Annotated in this window: 30 protein-coding genes; all 30 read left to right on the top strand. The window is 40.1% G+C overall.

Going from position 1 to position 25,593, the window contains the following annotated elements; translation table 11 throughout:
* Positions 1-9 precede the first annotated feature (9 nt).
* The 30 genes from xerC (at position 10) to NSQ54_11450 (ending at position 25,566) form a co-directional block, all read left to right on the top strand.
* Positions 10-918: a tyrosine recombinase XerC gene (xerC, locus tag NSQ54_11595; GenBank protein ID WYP24972.1), complete on the top strand. Its 909-nt coding sequence runs from the start codon at positions 10-12 to the stop codon at positions 916-918.
* A gap of 22 nt (positions 919-940) precedes the next feature.
* The gene (hslV, locus tag NSQ54_11590; GenBank protein ID WYP24971.1) at positions 941-1,483 is read left to right on the top strand and encodes an ATP-dependent protease subunit HslV; all 543 of its coding nucleotides are present in this window, start codon (positions 941-943) and stop codon (positions 1,481-1,483) included.
* A 19-nt stretch (positions 1,484-1,502) separates the two neighbouring features.
* Entirely contained in the window at positions 1,503-2,897 is a 1,395-nt protein-coding gene (gene hslU, locus NSQ54_11585; GenBank protein ID WYP24970.1) for an HslU--HslV peptidase ATPase subunit, read from the top strand.
* 31 nt (positions 2,898-2,928) lie between these two features.
* Positions 2,929-3,708, top strand: a complete 780-nt coding sequence (gene codY / locus NSQ54_11580) for a GTP-sensing pleiotropic transcriptional regulator CodY (protein ID WYP24969.1) — start codon at positions 2,929-2,931, stop codon at positions 3,706-3,708.
* A 399-nt stretch (positions 3,709-4,107) separates the two neighbouring features.
* A complete protein-coding gene (gene flgB / locus NSQ54_11575; GenBank protein WYP24968.1) occupies positions 4,108-4,506 on the top strand; it encodes a flagellar basal body rod protein FlgB in 399 nt (132 codons plus the stop codon).
* A 7-nt stretch (positions 4,507-4,513) separates the two neighbouring features.
* Complete coding sequence (gene flgC, locus NSQ54_11570) at positions 4,514-4,945, top strand: flagellar basal body rod protein FlgC (protein WYP28550.1); 432 nt, start codon at positions 4,514-4,516, stop codon at positions 4,943-4,945.
* A 77-nt stretch (positions 4,946-5,022) separates the two neighbouring features.
* Entirely contained in the window at positions 5,023-5,262 is a 240-nt protein-coding gene (fliE, locus tag NSQ54_11565) for a flagellar hook-basal body complex protein FliE (GenBank protein WYP28549.1), read from the top strand.
* A gap of 47 nt (positions 5,263-5,309) precedes the next feature.
* Positions 5,310-6,911, top strand: coding sequence for a flagellar basal-body MS-ring/collar protein FliF (gene fliF / locus NSQ54_11560; GenBank protein WYP24967.1), 1,602 nt, complete (start codon positions 5,310-5,312; stop codon positions 6,909-6,911).
* A 14-nt stretch (positions 6,912-6,925) separates the two neighbouring features.
* Positions 6,926-7,942 carry a flagellar motor switch protein FliG gene (fliG, locus tag NSQ54_11555; protein WYP24966.1) on the top strand — a complete coding sequence of 339 codons (1,017 nt, stop codon included), beginning with the start codon at positions 6,926-6,928 and terminating at the stop codon, positions 7,940-7,942.
* Positions 7,935-8,729, top strand: a complete 795-nt coding sequence (fliH, locus tag NSQ54_11550) for a flagellar assembly protein FliH (protein WYP24965.1) — start codon at positions 7,935-7,937, stop codon at positions 8,727-8,729. The genes fliG and fliH overlap by 8 nt, the downstream gene beginning before the upstream one ends.
* Complete coding sequence (gene fliI / locus NSQ54_11545; protein WYP24964.1) at positions 8,707-10,011, top strand: flagellar protein export ATPase FliI; 1,305 nt, start codon at positions 8,707-8,709, stop codon at positions 10,009-10,011. Before fliH ends, fliI begins: the two co-directional genes overlap by 23 nt.
* Positions 10,012-10,023: 12 nt before the next feature.
* A complete protein-coding gene (gene fliJ / locus NSQ54_11540; protein ID WYP24963.1) occupies positions 10,024-10,461 on the top strand; it encodes a flagellar export protein FliJ in 438 nt (145 codons plus the stop codon).
* A gap of 12 nt (positions 10,462-10,473) precedes the next feature.
* Positions 10,474-11,064, top strand: coding sequence for a hypothetical protein (locus tag NSQ54_11535; protein WYP24962.1), 591 nt, complete (start codon positions 10,474-10,476; stop codon positions 11,062-11,064).
* 14 nt (positions 11,065-11,078) lie between these two features.
* Positions 11,079-13,052 (top strand): flagellar hook-length control protein FliK, encoded by a 1,974-nt coding sequence (locus NSQ54_11530; protein ID WYP24961.1) that lies wholly within the window; start codon positions 11,079-11,081, stop codon positions 13,050-13,052.
* 17 nt (positions 13,053-13,069) lie between these two features.
* The gene (gene flgD, locus NSQ54_11525; protein WYP24960.1) at positions 13,070-13,528 is read left to right on the top strand and encodes a flagellar hook assembly protein FlgD; all 459 of its coding nucleotides are present in this window, start codon (positions 13,070-13,072) and stop codon (positions 13,526-13,528) included.
* A complete protein-coding gene (locus NSQ54_11520) occupies positions 13,521-13,901 on the top strand; it encodes a TIGR02530 family flagellar biosynthesis protein (protein WYP24959.1) in 381 nt (126 codons plus the stop codon). The genes flgD and NSQ54_11520 overlap by 8 nt, the downstream gene beginning before the upstream one ends.
* 69 nt (positions 13,902-13,970) lie before the next feature.
* The gene (gene flgG, locus NSQ54_11515) at positions 13,971-14,768 is read left to right on the top strand and encodes a flagellar basal body rod protein FlgG (GenBank protein ID WYP24958.1); all 798 of its coding nucleotides are present in this window, start codon (positions 13,971-13,973) and stop codon (positions 14,766-14,768) included.
* 37 nt (positions 14,769-14,805) lie between these two features.
* Positions 14,806-15,039, top strand: coding sequence for a flagellar FlbD family protein (locus tag NSQ54_11510; GenBank protein WYP24957.1), 234 nt, complete (start codon positions 14,806-14,808; stop codon positions 15,037-15,039).
* Entirely contained in the window at positions 15,040-15,471 is a 432-nt protein-coding gene (fliL, locus tag NSQ54_11505) for a flagellar basal body-associated protein FliL (GenBank protein ID WYP24956.1), read from the top strand.
* 29 nt (positions 15,472-15,500) lie between these two features.
* Positions 15,501-16,487: a flagellar motor switch protein FliM gene (gene fliM, locus NSQ54_11500; GenBank protein ID WYP24955.1), complete on the top strand. Its 987-nt coding sequence runs from the start codon at positions 15,501-15,503 to the stop codon at positions 16,485-16,487.
* Positions 16,484-17,638 (top strand): flagellar motor switch phosphatase FliY, encoded by a 1,155-nt coding sequence (fliY, locus tag NSQ54_11495; protein WYP24954.1) that lies wholly within the window; start codon positions 16,484-16,486, stop codon positions 17,636-17,638. The genes fliM and fliY overlap by 4 nt, the downstream gene beginning before the upstream one ends.
* 17 nt (positions 17,639-17,655) lie before the next feature.
* Positions 17,656-18,018 (top strand): response regulator, encoded by a 363-nt coding sequence (locus NSQ54_11490; GenBank protein WYP24953.1) that lies wholly within the window; start codon positions 17,656-17,658, stop codon positions 18,016-18,018.
* Positions 17,993-18,682 (top strand): flagellar biosynthetic protein FliO, encoded by a 690-nt coding sequence (gene fliO / locus NSQ54_11485; protein ID WYP28548.1) that lies wholly within the window; start codon positions 17,993-17,995, stop codon positions 18,680-18,682. Before NSQ54_11490 ends, fliO begins: the two co-directional genes overlap by 26 nt.
* The gene (gene fliP / locus NSQ54_11480) at positions 18,679-19,386 is read left to right on the top strand and encodes a flagellar type III secretion system pore protein FliP (protein ID WYP24952.1); all 708 of its coding nucleotides are present in this window, start codon (positions 18,679-18,681) and stop codon (positions 19,384-19,386) included. Before fliO ends, fliP begins: the two co-directional genes overlap by 4 nt.
* A gap of 13 nt (positions 19,387-19,399) precedes the next feature.
* The gene (gene fliQ, locus NSQ54_11475; protein ID WYP24951.1) at positions 19,400-19,669 is read left to right on the top strand and encodes a flagellar biosynthesis protein FliQ; all 270 of its coding nucleotides are present in this window, start codon (positions 19,400-19,402) and stop codon (positions 19,667-19,669) included.
* Positions 19,669-20,445 (top strand): flagellar biosynthetic protein FliR, encoded by a 777-nt coding sequence (fliR, locus tag NSQ54_11470; GenBank protein ID WYP24950.1) that lies wholly within the window; start codon positions 19,669-19,671, stop codon positions 20,443-20,445. Before fliQ ends, fliR begins: the two co-directional genes overlap by 1 nt.
* Before the next feature lie 16 nt (positions 20,446-20,461).
* On the top strand, positions 20,462-21,556 hold the full coding sequence (flhB, locus tag NSQ54_11465; GenBank protein WYP28547.1) for a flagellar biosynthesis protein FlhB: 1,095 nt from the start codon (positions 20,462-20,464) through the stop codon (positions 21,554-21,556).
* Between the two features lie 20 nt (positions 21,557-21,576).
* On the top strand, positions 21,577-23,619 hold the full coding sequence (gene flhA, locus NSQ54_11460) for a flagellar biosynthesis protein FlhA (GenBank protein ID WYP24949.1): 2,043 nt from the start codon (positions 21,577-21,579) through the stop codon (positions 23,617-23,619).
* Positions 23,616-24,710: a flagellar biosynthesis protein FlhF gene (locus NSQ54_11455; GenBank protein ID WYP24948.1), complete on the top strand. Its 1,095-nt coding sequence runs from the start codon at positions 23,616-23,618 to the stop codon at positions 24,708-24,710. The genes flhA and NSQ54_11455 overlap by 4 nt, the downstream gene beginning before the upstream one ends.
* Positions 24,697-25,566, top strand: coding sequence for a MinD/ParA family protein (locus tag NSQ54_11450; GenBank protein WYP24947.1), 870 nt, complete (start codon positions 24,697-24,699; stop codon positions 25,564-25,566). Before NSQ54_11455 ends, NSQ54_11450 begins: the two co-directional genes overlap by 14 nt.
* The last annotated feature ends 27 nt before the right edge of the window (positions 25,567-25,593 follow it).

The following is a 25,593-nucleotide window of genomic DNA, read 5'->3' as shown; positions in this document are numbered from 1 at the left end:
GTGAGTGACTTGGACCAAAAGCTGGAACAGCAGTGGGTAGAACAATTTATGCGTTACTTACAAATTGAGAAGGGCTGCTCACCTCATACGTTATCTAATTACGCTCGGGACATCAAAGCATTCTATCTCTTTATGAATAAAGAAGCTGTGCCTTCGTTAAAAGACGTTACATATGCAGTGTTACGTACGTATCTGACAGAGTTGCATGAAAAGAAATACGCTAAAAGAACAATTTCTCGTAAGTTATCTTCAATGAGAAGCTTCTGTCGCTTTTTAAAAAGAGAGGGTATCCTAGAGGAAAATGTGTTTGCTCATGCATCTCTACCTAAAGCAGACAGCAAGCTCCCGCAATTTCTGTATGAAGAGGAAATGGAGAAGCTGTTTGAGGGAATAAAAGGTACCAATCCAATTGATCTGCGAGACCGAGCGATTCTAGAGCTGATTTATGCAACGGGTATGCGTGTAAGCGAATGTTGCTTGTTGGAGATAAACCATCTTGATTTTTCACTTGGGACAGTACTCGTTTATGGAAAAGGGAAAAAAGAACGTTATGTCCCCGTAGGTTCCTATGCAATCCATGCGATTCGTCAATATCTCGATGAAGGAAGACCTCATCTTCAGGTTAAGAGTGTAATACAAACAAATCTACTGTTTCTGAACTACCGAGGCAATGGACTATCAGAGCGTAGTTATCGAACGATCTTTACCAAAAGAATGGAAGAGGCTTCACTTTTCCATCGAATCAGTCCTCATAAGTTAAGGCATTCATTTGCTACTCATTTACTCAATAACGGCGCGGACTTACGGGTTGTTCAAGACCTACTTGGTCATGAACACCTCTCAACAACTCAAGTCTATACACATGTATCTAAAGACCGTTTACGAGATGTATATATGAATCATCATCCACGTGCATAATGATGCAAGAGGGGGTCAGAAAATGGAACAATTTCATGCGACAACGATTTTCGCCGTACAGCATCAAGGGAAGTCTGCGATGTCTGGTGACGGTCAAGTCACTTTTGGGAACGCAGTGGTCATGAAGCATACAGCTAAGAAGGTTCGACGTATCTTTGGTGGCAAAGTACTTGCAGGATTTGCAGGATCTGTTGCAGATGCATTTACCCTTTTTGAGAAGTTTGAAGGAAAGCTTGAAGAATATAATGGTAATCTGCAGCGTGCTTCGGTGGAATTGGCTAAAGAATGGCGCAGCGATCGAGTGTTACGAAAGCTTGAAGCGATGATTATTGTGATGGATAAGGATCAGCTATTACTCGTTTCAGGAACGGGTGAAGTCATTGAGCCAGATGATGGAATACTTGCCATCGGCTCAGGTGGTAATTATGCATTAGCCGCTGGTAGAGCCTTGAAAAAACATGCACCCATGCTGAGTGCAAAGGAGATTGCAAAAGCTGCTTTAGAAACAGCAGGAGAGATTTGTGTGTACACTAATGATCAACTTGTGTTAGAGGAGCTTGAGTAGGCTGAAGGGAGATGAGTAATTGATGAAGGACTCATTAACACCAAGAGACATCGTTAATCGCTTAAACCAATACATCGTAGGACAAGAGGGCGCCAAAAAATCGGTGGCCATTGCATTACGTAACCGTTATCGTCGGAGTATGCTGACTGACAAATTAAGAGATGAAATCACACCGAAAAATATCTTAATGATTGGGCCAACCGGGGTCGGTAAAACAGAAATTGCTCGTAGACTTGCAAAGCTTGTTGGTGCACCTTTTGCGAAAGTAGAAGCAACAAAGTTTACTGAGGTTGGATATGTAGGACGTGATGTAGAATCAATGGTTCGAGACTTGGTTGATACGAGTGTTCGCCTTGTGAAAGATGAGCGGCTTCAAACCGTTCGCGGACCAGCAGAAGATCTTGCAAACAAACGAATTGTTGATTTGCTTGTTCCTTCTGGGAAACGAAAATCAGCAGTTAAAAACCCGTTCGAGGCATTTTTTTCAAGTGACGATACAAACGAAGAGGAACAAGAGACAGAAGAAGAACTATCTCAAAAAGAACTAAAACGTAAGATGGCTCATAAGCTTGCGCTTGGAGAGTTAGAGGATCGTTTAGTAACCATTGAGGTTTCTGAGCAAAGTCAACAGATGATGGATATGTTCCAAGGAGCAGGCATGGAGCAAATGGGCATGAATATGCAAGAAATGTTCGGTAACCTGATGCCTAAAAAGAAAAAGAAACGCAAGCTACCTGTAACGGATGCAAGAAAGATCCTCATTGAAGAAGAAGCACAGAAATTGATAGATATGGATGATGTGAATCAAGAGGCTATTCATCGAGCTGAGCAGCTTGGTATCATTTTTATTGATGAGATAGATAAAGTAGCTGGAAAAAGTCAGCAATCTGCCGATGTATCTAGAGAAGGGGTTCAACGAGACATCTTACCGATCGTTGAAGGTTCAACGGTTGTGACGAAGCATGGAGCCGTTAAAACCGACCACATCTTATTTATAGGTGCGGGAGCCTTTCACATGTCTAAACCTTCGGACCTGATTCCAGAGCTACAGGGGCGTTTCCCAATTCGAGTAGAGCTATCAAACCTCAGTGTAGATGATTTTGTGCGAATTCTACTAGAACCTGATAATGCCTTATTAAAACAATATCAGGCTTTACTTGAAACAGAAGGTATTAAAATTACATTTACAGACGATGCTGTTCGTAAGATTGCTGTTATCGCAGCTGAGGTAAATCAAGAAACAGAAAATATTGGTGCACGCAGATTGCACACATTACTAGAACGTCTACTGGAGGATTTATCTTTTGAGGCTCCAGATATCTCTCTTGAGGAAATTACAATTACTCCAGAGTACGTAGACGAAAAACTCGCATCTATTGCAAAAAACAAAGATTTAAGTCAATTTATTTTATAAAACGAACGATTCGTTGGAGGAGATTATCAAGATGGATTTATTATCAAGGTCACGTAAAATTAACGATATGCTACAGAAGTCAGGTGGTCAGCACGTAAGTTTTCGTGATATGGCTCAAACACTAGCTGAAACAATTAGTTCAAATGTATATGTTCTTAGTCGTCGCGGACGATTACTGGGATTTTCAATACATCAGGAAATTGAAAATGATCGTATGAAAAAAATGTTTGAAGAAAAACAATTCCCTCAAGAATACACAGAAGGTCTCTTTAAAGTAGACGAAACGTCTGCAAACATTGACATTGAAAGTGAGTACACAGCTTTCCCTGTTGAGAATAAAGATCTTTTCAAATCAGGCCTAACAACAATTGTTCCAATTAAAGGTGGAGGACAACGTTTAGGAACTTTAATTCTATCTAGATTAAATGATTCGTTTAACGATGACGACCTTATCCTTGCTGAGTATGGTGCAACAGTTGTTGGAATGGAAATTCTTCATGAAAAAACGCAGGAAATCGAAGAAGAAGCCCGCAGCAAAGCGGTTGTACAAATGGCGATTAGCTCATTATCTTATAGCGAACTAGAAGCAGTTGAGCATATTTTTGAAGAACTTGATGGACGTGAAGGCCTTCTTGTTGCTAGTAAAGTAGCTGATCGTGTAGGGATTACTCGTTCAGTTATCGTAAATGCACTTCGTAAGCTTGAAAGTGCTGGTGTAATTGAATCACGTTCTTTAGGTATGAAAGGAACGTACATTAAAGTATTAAATGACAAATTCTTGAATGAATTAGAACGTATGAAAGCAAAATAATTTAGTTTTAAATGAAAAAAACCTCTGAGTCAAACGACTCAGAGGTTTTTTTGTAAGATGAATGTTTATATCAAAGTAATTATTTTTATAACTAACTTTATAGTCAAAAAACGTGTCGATACAAAAGTTATGGGAATCATGTTGTAGGTATTTTTGACGGTTTTATTTCTAATCATAACAAAATAAAGCGTTATCAAATAATAAATAGTCAATAATTACATATATTTGAATATAAATAGTAATTATGTCGTAGGTACTTGATCGTAAATACTGTGTTTTAAAAAAACATCGTTAGACAATAGTATTAGATTTGAGTACAATTTCCTTATAACTAGTGAAAAAGTTGTAGTGAATTTAAATATTTATGTCGAATTTGTACGAATAGAAGGGAGAAACGTCATGGATCTTTTTTCTGGTGCATCATTTCGGTCTATTGAACTAGGTTTGGATCAAGCTCAGCAAAGGCAGTCTGTGCTTGCAAATAACATTGCTAATGCAGATACACCTGGTTACAAAGCGAAACAAGTGCCATTCTCACAAACATTAGAGGTTGCATTAAAAGAGCCATCGATAGGTGCATATAAAACGCACACGGAACATTTGGATTTTAAAGGTAGTAAGTCTGGTTCAACCCAGTTAAATGAATTAAAAGATCGGTATCACCACAATGGAAATGGTGTGGATATTGATAAGGAAATGTCAATTCTTGCTGAAAATCAAATTCAATACAATGCATTGATTGAAAGGCTGAATGGCAGGTTCTCTTCCCTTCAATCAGTGATAAGAGGAGGAAAATAGAGTGTCGATGTTTACTGGATTTCATGCTAGTGCCTCAGCTTTAACGGCGAACCGTTTAAGAATGGATGTTGTTTCGTCAAATATGGCCAACGCGGAAACGACACGTGGTGAGCTTGTGGATGGAGAATGGCAACCTTATAGACGGAAAATGGTTTCGGTCACTCCAAATCAATCGAAGCAAGGTTTTCAATCTTTTTTACATAATGAGTTAAATGGTGTGAGAGTGTCTGCTATAGAGCGTGATAATACACCTTTTAAGCTTGTCTTCCAACCGGATCATCCAGATGCAAATGAAGAGGGTTTTGTTCAGATGCCTAATGTGGATCCGTTGCGCGAAATGGTTGACTTAATGGGAGCCACACGATCATATGAAGCGAATGTAACTGCCTTAAATGCATCAAAGAATATGCTACTCAAAACACTTGAAATCGGAAAGTAGGAGGGTTCTAGTTGGAATTAAATGCGATTCAGAGTCCATTACAAGTTGGACAAGCGGCAAAACGACAAGCGGAATCTATCTCTTCAGGAGAAGCTCAAGAAAGTTTCAAAGCCTTGCTAGGCAATGCGCTTAGAGAGGTTAATACTATGCAAAATGAATCAAGTCAAAAAACAGAAGCTCTAGCTTTAGGGAAGCCGATTGAATTACATGACGTGATGATCACAGGTCAAAAAGCATCTGTATCCCTTCAAGCAACTATTGAAATTCGAAATAAAATGGTTGAAGCCTACCAAGAAATAATGAGAATGCAAGTTTAATCTTTATCGTTGAATGAAATACGTTTGCAGGGGTGCCAGGAGGTCGCATGAACGAGACAATTGCAAGATATAAAAATGCAGTACTAACTTACTGGACTGAGAGAGAGCCTCGGCAGAAGATATGGCTTGTTGCAGGACTTATTCTCATTCTATTAATGGCTGCGGCACTTACATACTTCAGTACAAAACAAAACTTTGTGCCACTTTATAGCCAACTTTCATTACAAGAAACAGGGCAAATTAAAGAAACGTTAGATGGAAAAGGAATTCCATCACGTGTATCTAAGGATGGCATGACCATTGAAGTTCCGGACAATCAGGTGGATTCTTTGAAAGTTGAATTAGCTGCAGAAGGGCTCCCCCAAAGTGGTAACATCGATTACTCTATTTTTTCTGATTCATCTGGTTTTGGGATGACTGATAATGAATTTTCAGTGATGGAACGTGCAGCTATGCAAACAGAGATTTCAAATTTAATTAAAAATATTGATGGTGTTCAAAATGCGAACGTCGTCATCACTTTACCAGAAGAGAGTGTATGGTTAAGCTCTACACAAGAATCTGCAACCGCAGCTGTTGTTCTAGATCTTAAACTAGGCACACAGCTGGACCAAGAAAGAGTCAAAGGACTCTACCATCTAATATCAAAAAGTGTACCTAATTTACCTATAGAAAATATCGTTATTTCAGATCAACACTTTAATTCGTACGGATACGATGCTGGTTCGGCCGGAGATTCTACTCTTGCTGCTTTTGAACAGCAACGTGGAATTCAAAAAGAAATAGAACAAGATATGACTCGTAACCTTCAACAAATGCTTGGAACAATGATTGGACCTGATAAAGTCTTAATCTCTGTTACTACAGATATCGACTTTACTCAAGAAAATCGGACAGAGCAACTCGTTGAGCCTGTCGATGAAGAAAACATGGAAGGTATCGCTGTAAGTGTCGAGCGGATATCAGAAGCGTATACAGGTGAAGGTACGATTCCTGAAGGTGGGACAGCCGGAACAGGAGAAGGAATACCTAATTTTGTTGAAGGGGAAGGGAACGAAAATTCTGAGTGGGAGCGCACGGAAGATCGAATTAATAATGAAGTTAACCGTATTAACCGTGAAATTACACAAAGCCCTTATCAAATAAGGAATGTTGGTGTACAAGTAATGCTTGAGCCTCCTGAAGGGGCGGACACTATTCCGGCTCAGCAAATCGCTGACATTCAACAAATCTTAGGTACAATTGTTCGAACCACATTACCTGAAGTAGATGGACAGCCATTAAGTCAGGAAGAAATAAATTCTAAAATTGTTGTGACCTCTCATCAATTTGCAGGAAAAACAGAGGACTTAGCACCGGATACTGGCCAAGCGATCCCAACATGGTTATATGCTTTAGCGGCTGTTCTTGCACTAGTTGTTATTGTTCTTGTTGTCATGCTTGCTAGAAGTAGAAAACAAGTGGCGCTTGAGGAATCTACAGAAGAAGTGACTATAGATTCAGTGGCACTGCCAACTGAGGAGGTACCTGATCTACCTGTTGAAGGAAGCGGGCCTGCTCATGAAAAACGGAAACAATTAGAAAACATGGCGAAAGAAAAACCAGAAGAATTTTCGAAGCTATTACGTTCTTGGTTATCTGAAGATTAAGAGGGGGCAGAGAAGTGGGAAGAGCTTCAAACAAAGAACTAACAGGCAGACAAAAAGCAGCTGTTTTACTCATCTCTCTTGGGCCAGACGTCTCAGCTCAAATATATAAGCACTTAACAGAAGAAGAGATAGAACAACTTTCCTTGGAGATATCAAACATCCGAAAGGTAGAAAGCTCAGTGAAGGATGAAGTTCTTGAACAATTTCACCATATTGTGATGGCTCAAGACTACATCTCTCAAGGAGGAATCGGTTACGCGAAAAGTATCTTAGAAAAAGCGCTTGGTGAAGAAAACGCGATGCAGATTATTAATCGCCTAACGTCAACGCTACAAGTCAGGCCGTTTGACTTTGCCAGAAAAGCTGATCCAAACCAGATTTTAAATTTCATTCAACATGAGCATCCACAGACCATTGCTTTAATACTATCTTATTTAGATTCGGCACAGGCTGGCCAGATTCTATCAGAGCTGCCGCAAGAAGTACAAGCGGATGTAGCAAGAAGAATTGCCATTATGGATAGCACCTCTCCTGAAATCGTGAGTCAGGTTGAAATGATTCTTGAAGAAAAGCTTTCTCAGTCTGTGACTCAGGACTACACCGAGGCTGGGGGAGTAGAAGCAGTCGTCGAAGTATTAAATGGGGTGGACCGTTCTACAGAGCGAACCATACTAGATGCACTTGAAATTCAAGACCCAGAATTAGCAGAAGAAATTAAGAAGAGAATGTTTGTCTTTGAGGACATTGTTACGCTTGATAATCGCTCTATCCAACGAATTATACGTGATGTAGAAAATGAAGATCTACAATTATCACTGAAGGTAGCGAGCGAAGAAGTAAAAGATATCGTCTTTGGCAACATGTCACAACGTATGGCAGATGCTTTCCGGGACGAAATGGAATACAAAGGACCTGTCAGGTTGCGCGATGTAGAAGAAGCACAATCACGAATTGTAGCAGTGATCCGCAAGCTAGAAGAGTCAGGAGAAATTGTGGTTGCCAGAGGCGGAGGAGATGACGTTCTTGTCTAGGATCATAAAATCTAAAGCAGATACGACCCTTCAAACAAAGCGTAGTATCGCCATAAAGCCATTGTGGAATAAAGCAGACAAGTGGCCAGAAACGAATTCAGAGTTTGATGAGCTTGAGACAGCGCAGCAAATGGCTGAGAATCGTTTAATTGAAATGGAAAAACAAGCTCAAGACATGATGGCAGAGGCAGAGCAACAATCTGAACAACTAACAGATTTATTTGAACGAAAAGAAAAAGAAATGGCCGCTCAAGCAGAACAATTATTTGAAGAGCACCGAACAAAAGGCTATGAAACCGGTTATCAAGAAGGGGAGCAAGCTGCTTGGGCAACGTATAGCGATAAGATCATTGAAGCACAGTCTGTAATTGATCAAACAATCCAAGAGAAAGCCCAGAAGTTAAAGGATTCTGAACCTGAGATGATCCAGCTTGCATGTGCCATTGCACAGAAGATATTAGGTAAGGAACTGACGTCCGATGAAGCAGTCCTTCAATTTCTAAAAGGTCAAGTTCTTGAAGCCAGAGATCATGACGACATCCAAATTTTCGTTCATCCAACTTGGTTTGAAAAAGTTAGTAACCATAAACAAGAGCTAATAAACGTGTTACCGCCAGGGAGCGACGTTTTTATTGTTCCAGATCTCGCGCTTGAAGAGAATGCTTGTAGGATTGAAACAAAGCAAGGCAGATTAAGCACGTCAATTGATCAACAGCTTGAATCATTAAAAAGTCAGTTGTTAAAACATCTAGAGGAACGTAGTCATGATCAATCAAACGCTAGTTGATTCGATTCAAGCAATGTCAACAAGAAAGTGGTATGGAAAGGTGACCAGAGTTGTTGGTTTGACCATTGAATCAACAGGTCCGATTGCTGCAGTAGGAGACATTTGCTTTATTCACTCCGGTCGAGATGGGAGCGGAAGAATTCAAGCAGAGGTTGTTGGTTTTAAAGAAAGTAACGTGTTATTAATGCCTTTTTCAGATACGGTAGAAATCGCACCTGGTAATTTAGTTGAGTGTACTGAAAAGCCATTAAGCGTTCCTGTTGGCCATAGCTTAATCGGGCAAATCATCGACGCAGTTGGTCAGCCACTCACCTCTTCAAACATGCAGGATCCAGTAGAATGGGTTCCCGTAGAGCAATCGCCACCTAACCCACTACAACGACCTCGAATTACGGAGCGTTTAGGGCTTGGTGTACGAGTCATTGATGGATTATTTAGTGTAGGCAAAGGTCAGCGGATGGGAATTTTTGCAGGAAGTGGAGTAGGGAAAAGTACACTGCTTGCTATGATTGCAAAGTATTCCACCGCAGATGTGAATGTCATTGCTCTCATTGGAGAGCGTGGGCGCGAGGTTAAAGACTTTGTTGAACGCGATTTAGGTGAAGAAGGTATGAAAAAAACGGTTCTTTTAGTCGTAACCTCTGATCAACCTGCACTTATGAGAGTAAAAGGCGCGCTTACTGCTACGGCAGTGGCTGAGTATTTTAGAGACCAGGGACTAAGTGTGAACTTGATGATGGATTCGGTCACACGATTTGCAATGGCTCAACGTGAAATCGGGCTAGCTATTGGTGAACCACCAACAACAAAAGGATATCCACCTTCTGTATTTGCCATGCTGCCAAAGCTTCTAGAACGTTCAGGTACAAATGAACATGGGAGTATTACAGCTTTTTATACGGTTCTTGTAGACGGAGATGATATGAATGAACCGATCGCTGATGCTGTTCGAGGCATCCTGGATGGACACCTTGTTTTAGATCGACAGCTAGCGAACAAAGGTCAGTTTCCGGCCATTCATGTATTAAAAAGTGTGTCTCGTGTGATGAGCGACATTGTATCTACTCAACATTTAACTGCCGCTGCTACATTACGTGAATTGTTGTCTATTTATACAGATGCAGAAGATTTAATTTCAATAGGTGCGTACAAAAGAGGCTCAAATGCGAAGCTGGACGAAGCAGTGGCCGCACATCCAGATATATTGACTTTCATCAAGCAAGCGACAAATGAACAAGTAACATTTGATGAAACAGAACGACACTTAGTCGGTCGATTCTAAGGAGGAACTACCTTGCAGTTTCGCTATTCCTTACAGAAACTTATGGATTTAAAGGAGAGGGAGAAGGAAGAGGCCGAAAACGTGTATTCAAACGCTGTGAAAACCTTTGAAGAGGTAGCAACAGAACTTTATCATTTACTCAAGCGAAAAGAAGCGCTTGAGCAAGATGCACGTGCAAAGCTATCGAACTTGGTTTCCGTACTCGATATTCAGTCTATGCAAGCCAGTATGTTATTTCTTCAAGATGCAATTGTGAAGCAACAAAAACGTACTCAGCTTGCTAGAACGAAAATGGAAGAAAAGCACCAATTACTTCTAGATGCCTCATTTGAGCACAAAAAGCATGAAAAGATCCGTGATAAGAAACGGAAGCAATTTGTGGTAGAGGAAGCTCGTCTGGAACAGTTAAGTATGGATGAAATTTCTGTGCAACGATTTGTCAGACAGTAAGAGGGTGAAAACATGCCAAAAGAAGAAAAGAAAAGCAATGGTTTAAAAATGATGTTGCTCGCTGTTGTATTACCTCTCATCGTTGTGTGTTTGCTTGTTCTGTTTTTTGTTGCTCCTTTAATTGGTTTTGATGTGATGGGAAGTAGTAAACAGTGGGCACAAAGTGTACCCGTTCTTTCCTCTCTTGTCACGGAAGAAAATGAGAGTCCTTCTACGGATACCCCGAATGATCTGAAGGCAGAAAATTCAAGCTTGAAAGTAGAGCTTGAACAAACAAAAAGCCAATTAGAAGAAGCTACACAAAGCTTGCAGGTTACTCAAGAAGAGCTTGATCAGGTTCAGACAGATCTAGCCTCACAAGATGAAGACGCGAGTATAGAAACAACCGATGTTACGGTAGAAGAGCGTAATAAAGAACTTGCAAAAACCTACGAACAAATGTCTGCCAAAGCTGCTGCAGCCATTTTAAATGAATTAACAGTAGATGAAATTGTCACCCAACTTAAAGACGTTAAATCGGAAACAAAGTCGGCTATTCTCGCAAAAATGGACACACCTCTTGCTGCTGACGTTGTACGAGCCTGGTCTGATGAAGTGAACTGAAGGGAGGTGAAAAAGTGAATCAGTTTTTACCATTTCAAAGTGTGAGAGGTTTTGTTGGATTAGGTAATCAACTCCAGAGTCATTCAAGTAATGGTAGTGAATCAACGGCCATTAAAGAAAACCAATCTGATGAGTCTTTTGTTTTATCATTTTCAAATGTACTCCAACAGTTTGAGGGTACTAACTCTGAAACTAAAGAACAATCCTTAATTGAATCGATTGATCACAAAGAACCTGAAATTAGTATTGAAAAAGCAATCGTACCTTTTTTATATGCAGATGCCGAAGTATTAGCTGAACATTTTGATCCGGAAATGGTCACAAATGTTATTATTCACGCTATTGCTCAAGAAGATCAGGATCAAACGAATCATAAGGCGTTAGCGATAGGAGTCAAAGATGCAATAACCGATCCAGTAACCCAAACGAACCAAACAGATATAGAATCCAAAAAAGATAACAACGTTGTTCCACTTTCTCAAACTCACAGCATGACAACTGTTGAACAAAAAAGCGTAGATAGTTTAGAGCCAAAATTGACTCGTTTTTCTTCTATTGAGAAAGAATTTCTTAACCGGGAATCAGAAGAATTAGATGAATTTCGCGCAATACCTTTGGAAAACAAAAACAAATTAATTATGCCTGAACCTGATAAGACAAGTACTCAGATACCATTAAACCCTAAACTCAATGAATCAATTAATCAGGTGTTATTAAAGGCTAAATCCAATGGATCGATGAATCAGCTACCATTAAAATCTGAATTGGATGAATCAGTTACTCCGATAACATTTATGCCAGAGTTTGAAGAGTCAGGACATTTCATGCAAAAAAAAGAAGTAGAACTCTCTAATAATCGAGAGAAAAATCAACCTTCTTTATTCCGAATGCCTATATCAGCTTTAAAAAGCTTTCCTGTTCAAGGGCAGCAAGCTACTCAATCAGTTGAAGATCAAATAGTGCAAGAGCAGACAGAAATTCTGCTAGATACTATTAAACGAAGTGTAGATCTACCAAAACTTCATCAATTATATGAGGATGCTGAACTTTTTCAACAAGTGGCAAGTAAAGTAGAAACATTCTTCCATTCAAAGGATCAAACAACACTTAATCAATTAATCACTGAGATTAAGGACGCGGTACGTCCGACGTTTAGGAAACCGGTTGACATGGATATTGAGGGTGCGCCAAATGATTTAAAATCATCTGAAGAGCTTGAAAAGCTATTAATGCTTATTAGAACGGATAAGTCAGCTATGAAAGCAAAAGAGGACACTCTTAAACCATTGGTTGTTGAATCTAGAGTTGAAAAAACAGAACACTCCATACCAAACCAAACTTTCACTTCACGTTCCTTTAATGAACGTGTGAATAAAGAAGCGAGTGAGATGGAGTTAAAAACCACTGTCCATTCTGTACTACCAGAAGAGGGAAGTAAATCAACTGATCGCGCGATGGCCCCAACAGTAAATGACATGAAATCTACCGCTTCAAATGAGAGTCTACTAGCACCAGTAAAACCGGTCCATGCATTTGATCGGGTACAGCAACAAGCTGAAACGTTGAAGGCAGAAGGACAAACGGAAGAAAGACGCTTTGTTAAAACACTTCAACGTATTTTGCATCAAGGTTCAATGACTCAGCGGTCTGATGGACAAACGACTTTAACGTTAAAGCTTTTCCCTGAACACCTTGGGAAATTGCAGATTCAAGTGATTCAAAGTGGTCAGAAACTTGCTGCACAAATTATTGCGGAATCAAGTGCGACAAAAGAATTAGTGGAACGGAGCTTGCCTCAATTAAGACAAGCACTAAATTCACAAAATATCGCATTTGATCAAATTGACGTAGAAGAGTTTGTGGATCGGGATCAACAGCAACAGCATGAACAACAATCAGATCATCCAGATCATCAGAAGGATGAGAATGAATCACGAACAGAGACAAGCTTTTCCTTTAAAACACTATTAGAAGGTTTGTTTTCATAAAACAATGGCAGGTGAGTATGATGACATCCATTACAAATGATTTTTTATTACCTAAACCTTCTCAAGCTGTACGGAGTGGCGATAGCTTAGGTAAGGATGATTTCTTAAAACTACTTTTAATACAATTACAGAACCAAGATCCAAGTAATCCAGTAGATGACAGAGAATTTATTGCTCAAATGGCTACCTTCTCATCTCTAGAGCAGATGACGAATATGAACAAAACATTAGAAACGTTTGTTCAATCTCAGTCAAAACAAACGTTGTTGCAATATAGTGAGTTAATTAATAAAGAGATTACGTATGAGCTTGGTGATTCCACTTCGCTTGAAGGAGAACAAAAAACAGCGAGGGTTACATCAGTAAAGTACGACCGCGACCGCGTTCTTCAAATTGGTTTGGAGGATGGTACATGGATTCTGGAAAAACAAGTCGTTGGGATTGCTCCGGGCATTGAGGACAAGGTGAATGATTGATCCGAGTCTCCATATTAAACCAGGTTACAGGTCCCAATCGGCATTAAAGCCAAACGTCCAGCAACACCCTAGCCATTCTTTTAGTCAAATCTTAAAAAATGAACAGCAAAGCATTACCATAAGCAAGCATGCAAATGAACGTCTCCATCAACGAGGCATTCGAATGAATCAATCTGAATGGAAGCTCATTTCTGAAAAGCTACATGAAGCAAGTCAAAAAGGAATTACCGACGCATTAGTTGTCACAAGGGAAGCGGCACTTGTAGCAAACACCAAAAGTCAAACGATAATTACAGCTCTTAATCGGAATGAAGCGACAAGTCATATTTTTACAAATATTAATGGAACCATTCTTTTAGATTCATCAATCTAGGCAGGACCCATTAAGGGATGCCACAAACTGCGGAATGAGAGAAGCAGTTAACAAAAGGAGCGAGTATAGATGATTAAATCAATGTATTCAGGGATTTCCGGTATGAAAAACTTTCAAACGAAGCTTGATGTAATTGGTAACAACATCGCGAACGTAAATACATACGGCTTCAAGAAAGGCCGTGTAACATTCCAGGATCTCGTCAGCCAACAGCTTGCAGGAGCTACAGCGGCTCAAGACGGAGGCCGTGGAGGGATTAACTCCAAACAGGTAGGAGCAGGTTCAACACTTGGATCAATTGATACGATTCATGAAGGGGCGACAAGTCAATTTACGGGGCGTTCTCTTGATCTTTCCATTGAAGGTGAAGGATATTTTGTAGTAAGTGATGGGGAACAAGATTATTACACTCGCTCAGGGAACTTCTATCTAGATCAAAATGGAAATCTTACAACTGCAGAAGGATTTATAGTGAATGGTGTTGGAGGAGGAGCTATTACTATACCAAATACTACCCAAAGCTTTTCCATAAGTAAGGATGGAACGGTCAATTTAGTAGATGAAAATGGGCAAGCAGCAGTGGCTGGTACGATTGGTTTAGTTAGTTTCGCAAACACAAGTGGTCTATCAAAAGTGGGTGGGAATACATTCATTCCAACAGCCAACTCTGGTCAGCCTACAGCTACTGAAGCTCCAGGAGCTAATGGTACAGGTTCGATTAACTCATCAATGCTTGAAATGTCAAACGTTGATCTTTCAGAAGAATTTACGGAAATGATCGTTGCCCAACGTGGATTCCAATCAAATTCAAAGATCATCACGACATCTGATGAAATTTTACAAGAGCTTCTTAATTTAAAACGATAATCTACTGATTTTAGTATAGGAGGCATGCAGGCACAGTATGTGCCTGCTACATAATGAGATGATAAGACTACAACGACTGAATGGACAATTTTTCTTGTTAAATGCGTTATTAATTGAGCAAGTAGAAGCCATCCCAGAAACAAGTATTACGTTAATAGGCGGAAAAAAGATCATTGTCAAAAATGAGATCGAAGAAGTATATACACTCATTAATGATTGTTTTGGGAAAGTGGGGGTCCTGGGATCAGTTTTTAAGAAGGGAGGAAAGTAAGTGTTTAAAAGTAAGCTAGGTGTTGTTTTGCTAGTTATGTTTTTAACATTAGCTGTGGCTGGTGGAGCCGTCTTTTTATCTTGGGATTACATAACTGCAGGAGAAAAAGAAAATGCAGAGCCGACGATTGATGAAATTATTGAACGCTCCTATGATACGGAAGAGTTAACGACCAATCTATTAAACAATGGCTTTGTTCGTTCAAAATACAAGATTCAACTAGATAGTAAGGATGCGCTACATGAACTAGAAAAAAGAGATTTTCAAGTAACAAACGTCATCATTACAACCTTATCAGGGAAAGAGGCAACGGATCTTAGTGGACCTGACGGAAAATTGGCTCTGGAAGAAGAACTGAAAGAGCAAATTAATGAACTCATGCAAGAGGGAACGGTTCAAAAGGTGTATATGACTGAATGGGTTTTGCAATAAGTATGGCGATGAATTAAGAGGTGAGTCCATTGGCAGATGTACTGTCGCAAGGTGAAATAGATGCGCTCCTTTCCGCATTATCAACAGGTGAGATGAATGCAGAGGAGCTTAAAAAAGAAGAAACGCAGAAAAAAGTAAGAGTATACGACTTTAAGCGGGCCCTCAGGTTCTCTAAAGAACAGATTCGAAGTTTGACACGAATTCATGAGAATTTCTCTAGGTTACTCACAACCTTTTTTTCAGCACAGCTTCGCACCTTTGTTCAAATTCATGTAGCCTCCGTGGATCAGCTGCCATATGAGGAATTTATCAGTTCGATTCCAAAGATGACCATTTTAAATGTATTTGAACCTGTTCCTTTAAATGGACGCATTTTAATGGAAGTTAATCCGAACATTGCATATGCGATGCTTGACCGGTTAATGGGTGGAAAAGGTGTCAGTGTAAATAAAATCGACAGTTTAACAGAGATTGAAACAAAGATTATGTCAGCTCTTTTTCAACGAACGTTAGACAGTTTCACAGAAGCATGGAGTTCTGTGATAGAAATGGATCCAATTCTTGATGACATTGAAGTGAATCCGCAATTTCTACAAATGGTTCCTCCAAACGAAACGGTTGTTGTGATTTCACTCGTGACAAACATCGCAGAAACGTCAGGGATGATCACAATTTGTTTGCCTCACATGGTGCTTGAGGAGATTCTTCCTAAGCTGTCAAATCACTATTGGCTTCAAGAAAAAAAGAAGCTGCGTAGTCCAAATGAGCAAAAACAGCTTGAAAAGCAAGTAAGAGATACCCCATTGCTTGTTCAGGCGGAGCTTGGTCGATCGGAAATGACGGTACAGGAATTTCTTCATTTAGGACACGGGGATGTTATCGAATTAAATCAATCCATTCATCATCCACTTGTGCTAAGTGTAGGTGGAGAAACAAAGTACTTGGCACAGCCAGGAAAGCAAAAAAACAAATTAGCTGTTCAAGTAACGGAAGTATTAGAGGAGGCAGATGAATGAGTGACGGCATGCTCTCTCAAGAAGAAATCAACGCATTGCTGAATGGGATGGATAGTGATCAAGACAAAGAGGAATCCGCACCAAGTCTGGATACAAATGAATATTTAACAGATATGGAAAAAGACACATTAGGCGAAATTGGTAACATTTCGTTTGGTAGTTCAGCGACAGCCTTATCATCACTACTTAACCAAAAGGTGGATATTACAACACCTGAAGTAACTGTCGTTGAGAAAAAATATCTTGATCAAGAATTCCCTCGCCCTCACGTGGCCGTTCAAGTGGAATACACAGAAGGCTTTGAAGGATCAAATCTTTTAATGATTAAAACCACGGATGCGGCGATCATAGCTGATCTTATGCTCGGTGGAGATGGAACCAACCCACTAGAAGAATTAACAGACATGCATATTAGCGCAGTGCAGGAAGCGATGAATCAGATGATGGGTTCCGCATCTACGTCAATGTCGACATTGTTTAATATGAAAATCGATATCTCGCCGCCATCCGTTGATGTAATGGATATCAAAAATGGGGAGAACACGGGCTATGTCCCTCCAGAAGAGATTCTTGTTAAAATCTCATTCCAGCTTCAAGTAGGCGACTTAATTGATTCAAAGATTATGCAGATCGTCACATTGGCTTTTGCGAAGGAATTTATTAAAAATCTGACTAATCCAGAAGAACCACAAGTTGTTGAGGAAGTAGCTGCGGTATCTGAGCCCGTTAGCCAAGAGCCAGTTAGAGAAGAAGCGTCAAGCGAGCGTCCGTACCAAATCGAGCCAAAAGAATCGACACAGCACGTAGGTGGTATGTCTGGAAGAGGAGCAAGTACCATTCAGCCAGCTGCATTTGAAAGCTTTGATCAACCTCAGCTTACAAGTGCACAAACAGGTAACTTGGACATGCTTTTAGACATTCCGTTAAATGTAAAGGTAGAGCTTGGACGTACAACCAAGTCTATCCGTGACATTCTTGAATTTACTCAAGGGTCAATCATTGAATTAGATAAGCTAGCAGGTGAACCTGTTGACATTCTAGTTAACGAAAAGTTAATAGCCAAAGGTGAAGTCGTTGTTATTGATGAAAACTTTGGTGTTCGTGTAACAGATATTGTAAGTCAAGCAGAACGAATTCGAAATTTAAAATAGCATAGGGGATGAATGAAATGGGTCAAAAGGTTTTAGTAGTAGATGATGCAGCTTTTATGAGAATGATGATTAAGGATATTCTTACGAAGAATGGTTTTGATGTAGTGGGTGAGGCAGCAGATGGAAACGAAGCTGTGGCACAGTACAAAGAATTGTCACCAGATCTCGTTACGATGGATATTACGATGCCTGAGAAGGACGGAATTAGTGCGTTAAAAGAAATCAAGTTATTTGATCCAAATGCAAAAATTATCATGTGCTCGGCGATGGGACAACAAGCTATGGTTATTGATGCGATTCAAGCTGGCGCAAAAGATTTTATTGTGAAGCCTTTCCAGGCGGAGCGCGTAATTGATGCGATTAATAAAACACTTGCGTAATTTCTTCACTGTATTACTCATTGTAGGTAGCTTCATGCTGTCTTTCGCCCATGTGGCGGAGGCGGCTGACTGCAATGGCATGGTGGACGATATCTTTAAAAAAGAATGTAAAGATGCAGGTAGTCTAGGGGAAACAGGGACTACCGATGAGGATCAAACGCCAGCTGCTGTACCGGAAAATGGATTCTTAACAGTCCTAAAACTAATTGGATCATTGGCACTCATTATTGCGTTAATGTATGGTCTTGTACGCTTTTTAGGAAAACGAACAAAAACGTTTAGACAATCTCAAGTGTTAGAAAATATCGGTGGGATGCCCCTTGGGCCAAATCGGTCCATTCAACTAATCAAAGTGGGAGATCGTGTGTTAGTCGTTGGAGTGGGAGAGTCTATACAACTGCTTAAGGAAATTGATTCTGAAGAGGAATTGGATGAATTAAAAAGGATTCAAGAAGAGCAAGACCAAGCCAACTTACAAGTTCCTGCACAAAAAGCGTTTGATTGGTTTAGATCAAAGGTTACAAGGTCCAAAGCTCAACCAGAAACGCAACAGGACAAAGTAAAAGCGCCATCCTCTTTTCAAGATCTATTCCAAGAGAAGCTTCAAGAAGCATCGAAGTCGCAACAGGAGCTTGAGAAGGTCATGAAGGAGCGTCAACCATGAATGTGGAGCATCTGATTCTTTCAACCACAGGTATCCTGAATAATTTTGATTTAACGGGGTTAACAGGCTCAAACGAAAATGCAGCTACTACGATTCAACTGCTTCTTTTGTTAACGGTACTTACACTAGCTCCATCAATCTTAATTATGATGACCTGCTTTACGCGAATTATTATTGTACTTTCCTTTGTTAGACAAGGGCTTGCCACACAATCGATGCCGCCAAACCAAGTCTTAATTGGTATTGCTTTATTTATTACTTTTTTTATTATGGCTCCTGTTTTTAGTGAAATTAACTCAGAAGCCTTACAACCATTCGCTAATAATGAAATCTCACAGGAAGAAGCATTTGACCGGGCCACAGCACCGATTAAAGAATTTATGTCAAAGCATACACGTGAAAAGGATTTGGCTTTATTTATGGGTTATGCAGAGCTTGAAAGACCTGAGTCGTTAGAGGATATTCCACTAACTGTTCTCGTACCTGCTTTTGCAATTAGTGAGCTCAAAACGGCCTTTCAAATTGGATTTTTAATCTTTGTTCCTTTTTTAGTGATTGACATGATTGTTGCGAGTGTCTTGATGTCCATGGGGATGATGATGCTACCGCCTGTTATGATCGCCTTACCATTTAAAATCTTATTATTTGTTCTGGTTGACGGTTGGTACTTAATCGTTCAATCACTATTACTTAGCTTCCAGTAAGGAGAGGGTGTTTATGAGTCAGGAATTTGTTATTGGCATTGCTGAAAATGGCGTATGGACCGTGCTGCTTGTTGCAGGCCCTCTTCTTATCATTGCATTAGTGTTAGGGCTTTTAGTCAGTATTTTTCAAGCAACCACACAGATTCAAGAACAAACACTTGCGTTTATACCAAAGATTGTAGGCGTATTGATCGCTTTAATTGTATTTGGACCTTGGATGCTAGGGCAGATTACTAATTTCACTTACCAAATTTATTCTAACTTACATCGGTTTATTGGATAATGACACAGCTCGCGGCCTATTTACCAGCTTTTTTATTGATCTTTATACGTGTAAGTTCGTTTATGGTTGTTTTGCCTCTCTATTCTCATCGGTCAGTTCCAATGATTTTTAAACTAGGACTTTCGATTATGCTTGCTTGGATTATGGTGCTAGCCTTTGATATACCTGAGCTAACGTTTAATTGGAATTATATTTTACTCATTATAAAAGAAATAGCTGTAGGGCTTGCTGTTGGTCTTGCAGCCATGATTTTGCTTTACGCGATACAGGTTGCGGGTGGGCTTATAGACTTTACGATGGGATTTATGATTGCAAATGTTGTGGATCCACAGACAGGAGCTCAGAGTCCTTTAACGGGTGGGTATTTATATACGTTTGCTTTGCTATTCCTTTTAACAGTTAATGGGCATCACTTGCTACTTGATGGGATTTATTATAGCTATCAATACGTCCCAATTGATCAACTTTCAGTACCTTTTGGAGACGAACGAGTACTAAATCAAGCAGTTTCCATTTTAGCAACGATGTTTATCGTTGCCATTCAAATTGCCTTTCCTATTGCAGGCTGCTTGTTCTTAGTTGATTTGGCTTTAGGATTGGTTTCAAGAACCGTTCCACAAATGAACGTGTTTGTTGTTGGGATGCCATTAAAGATATTAGTAGGGCTTCCACTCATTATGGTGTACATGGCTGTATTTATGATGATTGTTCAAAAGCTGTTCCAAGAAACGATCCTCGTAATGAGAACACTTCTTCAATTACTTGGGGGTGGGTAAGACCTTGTTATTAAAAATGAATTTGCAACTATTTGCAGATGAAAAAACAGAGAAAGCCACACCCAAAAAAAGAGATGAAACGAGAAAAAAGGGGCAGGTACCAAAAAGTACAGATGTTAATACCTCTCTTATGATGCTCATTGTTTTTCTCTTTCTCTGGATGTACGGCGGAGAAATGATCGTCTCCATGTTCGCTGATATGCAGAGAGAGATGTTCACGAACTACTTGATTACGGAAGTCACAGCTGAGTCGGTTGCTGAGCTATTTCTAACGATTTCAACTCAGGCACTTGTGGCTGTACTTCCACTCATGCTGCTTGCCGCCTTTGCTGGTTCGTTTGGCAGTTTTATTCAAGTAGGGGCCATGTTCACGACGGAACCATTAAAAGCAAAACTAAATAAATTAGATCCAATTAAAGGCTTTAAACGCATTTTTTCTGCCAGGTCACTTGTTGAGTTAGTAAAGTCTGTTTTAAAGATTTCGTTTGTTGGGGCAACGGTTGTTTTTATAATTTGGACGCATCTGGATGAAGTGCTTCTCTTGTCTCAGAAATCAATCACAGATGCCATGGGTGTAATCGGTTGGTTAACCGTACTTATGGGGCTTGCCGTTGCGATCCTACTTATGGTTCTATCCATTCCAGATTATATTTATCAGCGGTATGACCATGAGAAACAAATTCGAATGTCAAAAAAAGATATAAAAGACGAGCACAAAAATATTGAGGGTGACCCTCGGATTAAATCAAAACGAAAGCAAAAGCAAATGGAGCTTGCAATGCAGCGGATGATGCAGGAAATCCCGAACGCGGATGTGGTGATAACAAACCCAACTCACTTTGCTGTCGTATTGAAATACGATGAAACAAAAGCAGAGGCGCCATTTGTAGTAGCAAAAGGGGTAGACTTTTCTGCTCAACGGATTAAAAAGCGCGCCGAGGAACATGCCATTCCAATGGTTGAGAACCGAGTGCTTGCAAGAGCCCTTTATCATCAAACAGATATCGGTCAGCAGGTTCCGACAGATTTGTTCAAATCAGTTGCTGAAGTATTGGCATATGTGTACAGGCTAAAAGACGCGCATGGAGCGAATAGTCATCTTAAAAACTAAGGAAGGGAGGCGTAACAAGTATGAAAGCAAAAGACTTAGCTGTATTGTTTGGAGTTATCTTAATTATCATCATGCTCATTATTCCACTTCCACCTCCCATTCTTGATGTATTAATCATTTTTAATATTTCATTGTCACTTCTAATTATTTTAGTAGCTATGAACACAACAGACTCACTGCAATTTTCGATCTTTCCTACGTTACTGCTATTAATTACGCTGTTTCGCTTGGGTTTAAGTGTGTCAACGACTCGATCGATTTTAGGAAATGCGGACGCTGGAAATGTGATTGATACCTTTGGGAACTTCGTCATTGGAGGAAATGCAGTTGTCGGGTTTGTTGTCTTTATCATCTTAGTCGTTATCCAGTTTATCGTTATTACAAAAGGGGCGGAAAGGGTTTCTGAAGTGGGAGCCAGATTTACACTCGATGCGATGCCAGGTAAGCAAATGAGTATTGATGCAGACTTAAATGCAGGGTTGATCTCAGATGCAGAAGCCAAACAGCGCCGTGAAAAAATTGAAAAAGAAGCAGACTTTTATGGATCAATGGATGGTGCCAGTAAGTTTGTAAAAGGGGACGCGATTGCCAGTATCATCATCGTAGCGATTAATATGATTGTTGGATTAATCATCGGTATGATGCAGATGGGCATGGATTTAAATACTGCAGTCCTTACCTATACATTACTGACCGTAGGTGATGGACTAGTTACTCAAATTCCAGCACTTTTAATTTCTACCGCAACAGGGATCATCGTGACAAAGGCTGCTTCTGAAGGCAGTTTGAGTAATGATATTACAAAACAAATTTTAGCTTATCCTAAATTATTATACGTTACAGCGGGCACTATCTTTTTACTTGGAGTCGCTACGCCTATTAGCAAAACCTTAACATTTTCGATGGCTGGCTTGCTTGCATTTGCAGGATGGCAGCTACAAAACATTAAAGCGCGTGAAACGAATCTGGAGCTTGCGCCAGATATACCGGATGACAATGAAACGGACGAGATGCGTTCTCCTGAAAATGTCGTAAATCTTCTACAAATTGATCCAATTGAATTTGAATTTGGATATGGGCTGATTCCGCTTGCGGATGCGAATCAAGGAGGAGACCTACTTGACCGTGTGGTGATGATTCGTCGACAAATGGCGATTGAGCTAGGGATGATCGTACCAGTTATTCGGATACGAGATAATATACAACTACAAGCAAACGAATACGTTATTAAGATTAAAGGCAATGAAGTTGCCAAGGGTGAAGTTCTTCTCGATCATTACATGGCTATGAGTCCAGGTTTTGAAGATGACAGCATTGTTGGAATTGAAACAATCGAACCAGCCTTTGGGCTTTCGGCCTTGTGGATTGGTGAAGAGATGAAGGAACGTGCGGAGATGTCAGGCTATACAGTTGTTGATCCTCCGTCTGTTGTTTCGACTCATTTAACCGAAATCATTAAACGCCACGCCCATGAGCTACTAGGCAGACAGGAAACAAGACAGTTAATTGATCACCTTAAAGAAACATATCCGGTACTGGTTGAGGAAACGACACCTTCCTTATTATCCATTGGTGATATTCAGCGTGTGTTAACCAATCTATTAAAGGAACATGTGTCGATACGTAATCTTCCAATGATATTTGAGACACTTGCGGACTATGGTCAAATGACAAAAGATATGGATCTGTTGACTGAATATGTCCGACAGTCATTATCAAGGCAAATATCTACACAGGTGTCCACTAAAAACGAACCCCTTTATGTTGTCACACTAAGTGGAGCCGTGGAGAAGCTTATCGCTGATTCAGTCCAACAAACAGAGCATGGAACCTTCCTATCTATGGATCCGGCTCATTCTCAAAAGATATTAGATTCTGCAGTCGAAGAAACCAATCGATTATCTCAAATGGGGCAATCAGCCATTCTATTATGTTCGCCTGCTGTCAGAATGTACGTAAGGCAGTTGCTTGAACGATACTTACCAACTGTTCCAGTTCTTTCGTATAACGAGCTCGAAGTTGATATTGAAGTCCAAAGTGTTGGAGTGGTGAACGCAGAATGAAGTTAAAAAAGTTCCAAGTTGAAACAATGCCTGAAGCCTTACAACAGATTAAGAGTGAATTAGGTAGTGAAGCGGTCATTCTTCACACCAAAGAGATTTCAACAGGTGGATGGTTTGGTTTCTTTGCTAAAAAGAAACTAGAGGTCACGGCGGCGGTTGATCCAGCAAAGCGCGCTGTTGCTACGAAACAACCACAGCTATCTCAAGAAAAAAAGGAGATAGAGCCTATTCAAACGCAAATCTCTTTTAATCAGTTACAAACTCCATCTACTCAGCTAGAGGCACCGGCGCTTATACGACAGATTGATCAAGAGCTACGTCTTCAAGGAGTGGATGAATCCATACGTGAGGAATTAAAGGAAGATGCATTTGGCTTTTGGTACAGTCAAGAAAAAGAGAATCGAACGCCTCTTTCAGTCATTACGTTTACAAGACAATGGTTTAAAAGACGGTTGCAGCAGGTAACGATTGGACATTCGCAATTTGATAAAAAATACATGATTTTTGCTGGACCTACTGGAGTGGGAAAGACCACAACTATTGCAAAGCTAGCAGCAGAAGCTTCAATCAAACACGGGAAAAAAGTAGCAATCTTAACAACGGATACGTACCGTATTGCCGCAATCGATCAATTAAAGACATACGCTTCCATCTTAGATGTTCCAATTGAAGTAGCTTATTCATTAGAAGATTTTCACGCTGCAATGAATCAGTTTGAAATGTATGATGTGGTGTTGGTTGATACGGCTGGGCGGAATTTCACACATGACTTTTACTTAAAAGAATTGCAGAAGACAATTCACCTCTCAGAGGAAGCATCTTTATACGTTGTTTTAGCACTTACATCTAAATATTTGGATATGGTGGCTGTGCTTAAGCAGTTTAAACAGTTAGCCGTCCATCAGGTGATTTTTACAAAAAAAGATGAAACAAACAGCTACGGTGCTCTTGTTAATGTGTGCTTAAACGAAGGGCTTGGAATTGCTTATTTAACGAATGGTCAAAATGTACCTGATGATGTGATCCAGGCAAGTGAGGACATCATCGTAGAAGCAGTACTCGAAGGAATGACAATTGATGGATCAAGCTGAGAGTTTAAGAAGATTAATGACCAAATCCAGTGAGGCACGAGTCATTGCAGTAGCAAGTGGCAAAGGTGGGGTAGGAAAATCGAACTTATGTGTAAATCTAGCTATTGGTCTGCATTTAACAGGTGCGAGAACTGTAATTTTAGATATGGACAGTGGCATGGGAAATGTTGATGTGATTATGGGTGTTGGGCAAGCTCATCATTTGCAAGATATGATTAAGCTGCGACTTGCTGTATGGGATGTCATGGAAACAACATCATATGGCATCTCCTATATAGCGGGTGGATCGGGTCTAAGTGAGATGACTTCCTTTTCGCAAGAGGACTTGTCTTATTTCCAACAGCAGCTTCAAGTACTCGCGGGTCATTTCGATTATATCTTTCTTGATTTAGGTGCTGGCGTAACAGAAGAGAGCTTAGAGTTACTTTCATCTGCAAATGATCTATTTATTGTTACAACACCTGAACCAACAGCACTCACGGATGCCTATAGCTTGTTAAAGCAATTGGCAATGTTGCCGGATTTGCCTCAAATCTACGCAATTGCCAATCAAACGGATTCAAGCCGTGAAGGAAATCTGACACTTTCTAATTTATCTCACGTGACAAAGCGGTTTCTAAATCTTGAACTACATAAACTTGGCATGGTACCGCATGATAGAACGGTTTCTAAGGCTGTTAAAGCTCAGGTTCCTTATACGGTTTATCAAAAGCAAGCGAAAGCGAGTGTGGCAACAAAACAGATTGTTGATACCTATCTTTTGTTAAGAGGAAATCGCGAGACTCAAAGTGAAGCTAGACCATTTTTAACTCGCTTAGGTAAGTGGTTTAATGGTTCAAAGCTACGAAACAGTTAAATGAATAAAAGTATAGATAGGAAGACT

The sequence above is a fragment of the Alkalihalobacillus sp. FSL W8-0930 genome (genome assembly GCA_037965595.1).
GTDB lineage: Bacteria > Bacillota > Bacilli > Bacillales > Bacillaceae_D > Alkalicoccobacillus.
Note: the sequence above shows the minus strand (reverse complement) of the source record. Positions and strands in the feature narration are given on the sequence as shown.

Coding starts and splice junctions, on each gene's coding strand:
- flgD (WYP24960.1), top strand. CDS start 13,070: ATGATGACATCCATTACAAATGATTTTTTATTACCTAAACCTTCTCAA.
- NSQ54_11490 (WYP24953.1), top strand. CDS start 17,656: ATGGGTCAAAAGGTTTTAGTAGTAGATGATGCAGCTTTTATGAGAATG.
- fliY (WYP24954.1), top strand. CDS start 16,484: ATGAGTGACGGCATGCTCTCTCAAGAAGAAATCAACGCATTGCTGAAT.
- fliO (WYP28548.1), top strand. CDS start 17,993: ATGCGATTAATAAAACACTTGCGTAATTTCTTCACTGTATTACTCATT.
- fliI (WYP24964.1), top strand. CDS start 8,707: ATGATCAATCAAACGCTAGTTGATTCGATTCAAGCAATGTCAACAAGA.
- NSQ54_11535 (WYP24962.1), top strand. CDS start 10,474: ATGCCAAAAGAAGAAAAGAAAAGCAATGGTTTAAAAATGATGTTGCTC.
- NSQ54_11510 (WYP24957.1), top strand. CDS start 14,806: ATGTGCCTGCTACATAATGAGATGATAAGACTACAACGACTGAATGGA.
- codY (WYP24969.1), top strand. CDS start 2,929: ATGGATTTATTATCAAGGTCACGTAAAATTAACGATATGCTACAGAAG.
- flgB (WYP24968.1), top strand. CDS start 4,108: ATGGATCTTTTTTCTGGTGCATCATTTCGGTCTATTGAACTAGGTTTG.
- hslV (WYP24971.1), top strand. CDS start 941: ATGGAACAATTTCATGCGACAACGATTTTCGCCGTACAGCATCAAGGG.
- fliQ (WYP24951.1), top strand. CDS start 19,400: ATGAGTCAGGAATTTGTTATTGGCATTGCTGAAAATGGCGTATGGACC.
- NSQ54_11455 (WYP24948.1), top strand. CDS start 23,616: ATGAAGTTAAAAAAGTTCCAAGTTGAAACAATGCCTGAAGCCTTACAA.
- fliR (WYP24950.1), top strand. CDS start 19,669: ATGACACAGCTCGCGGCCTATTTACCAGCTTTTTTATTGATCTTTATA.
- NSQ54_11450 (WYP24947.1), top strand. CDS start 24,697: ATGGATCAAGCTGAGAGTTTAAGAAGATTAATGACCAAATCCAGTGAG.
- flgC (WYP28550.1), top strand. CDS start 4,514: ATGTTTACTGGATTTCATGCTAGTGCCTCAGCTTTAACGGCGAACCGT.
- flgG (WYP24958.1), top strand. CDS start 13,971: ATGATTAAATCAATGTATTCAGGGATTTCCGGTATGAAAAACTTTCAA.
- flhB (WYP28547.1), top strand. CDS start 20,462: ATGAATTTGCAACTATTTGCAGATGAAAAAACAGAGAAAGCCACACCC.
- fliP (WYP24952.1), top strand. CDS start 18,679: ATGAATGTGGAGCATCTGATTCTTTCAACCACAGGTATCCTGAATAAT.
- fliF (WYP24967.1), top strand. CDS start 5,310: ATGAACGAGACAATTGCAAGATATAAAAATGCAGTACTAACTTACTGG.
- NSQ54_11520 (WYP24959.1), top strand. CDS start 13,521: ATGATTGATCCGAGTCTCCATATTAAACCAGGTTACAGGTCCCAATCG.
- flhA (WYP24949.1), top strand. CDS start 21,577: ATGAAAGCAAAAGACTTAGCTGTATTGTTTGGAGTTATCTTAATTATC.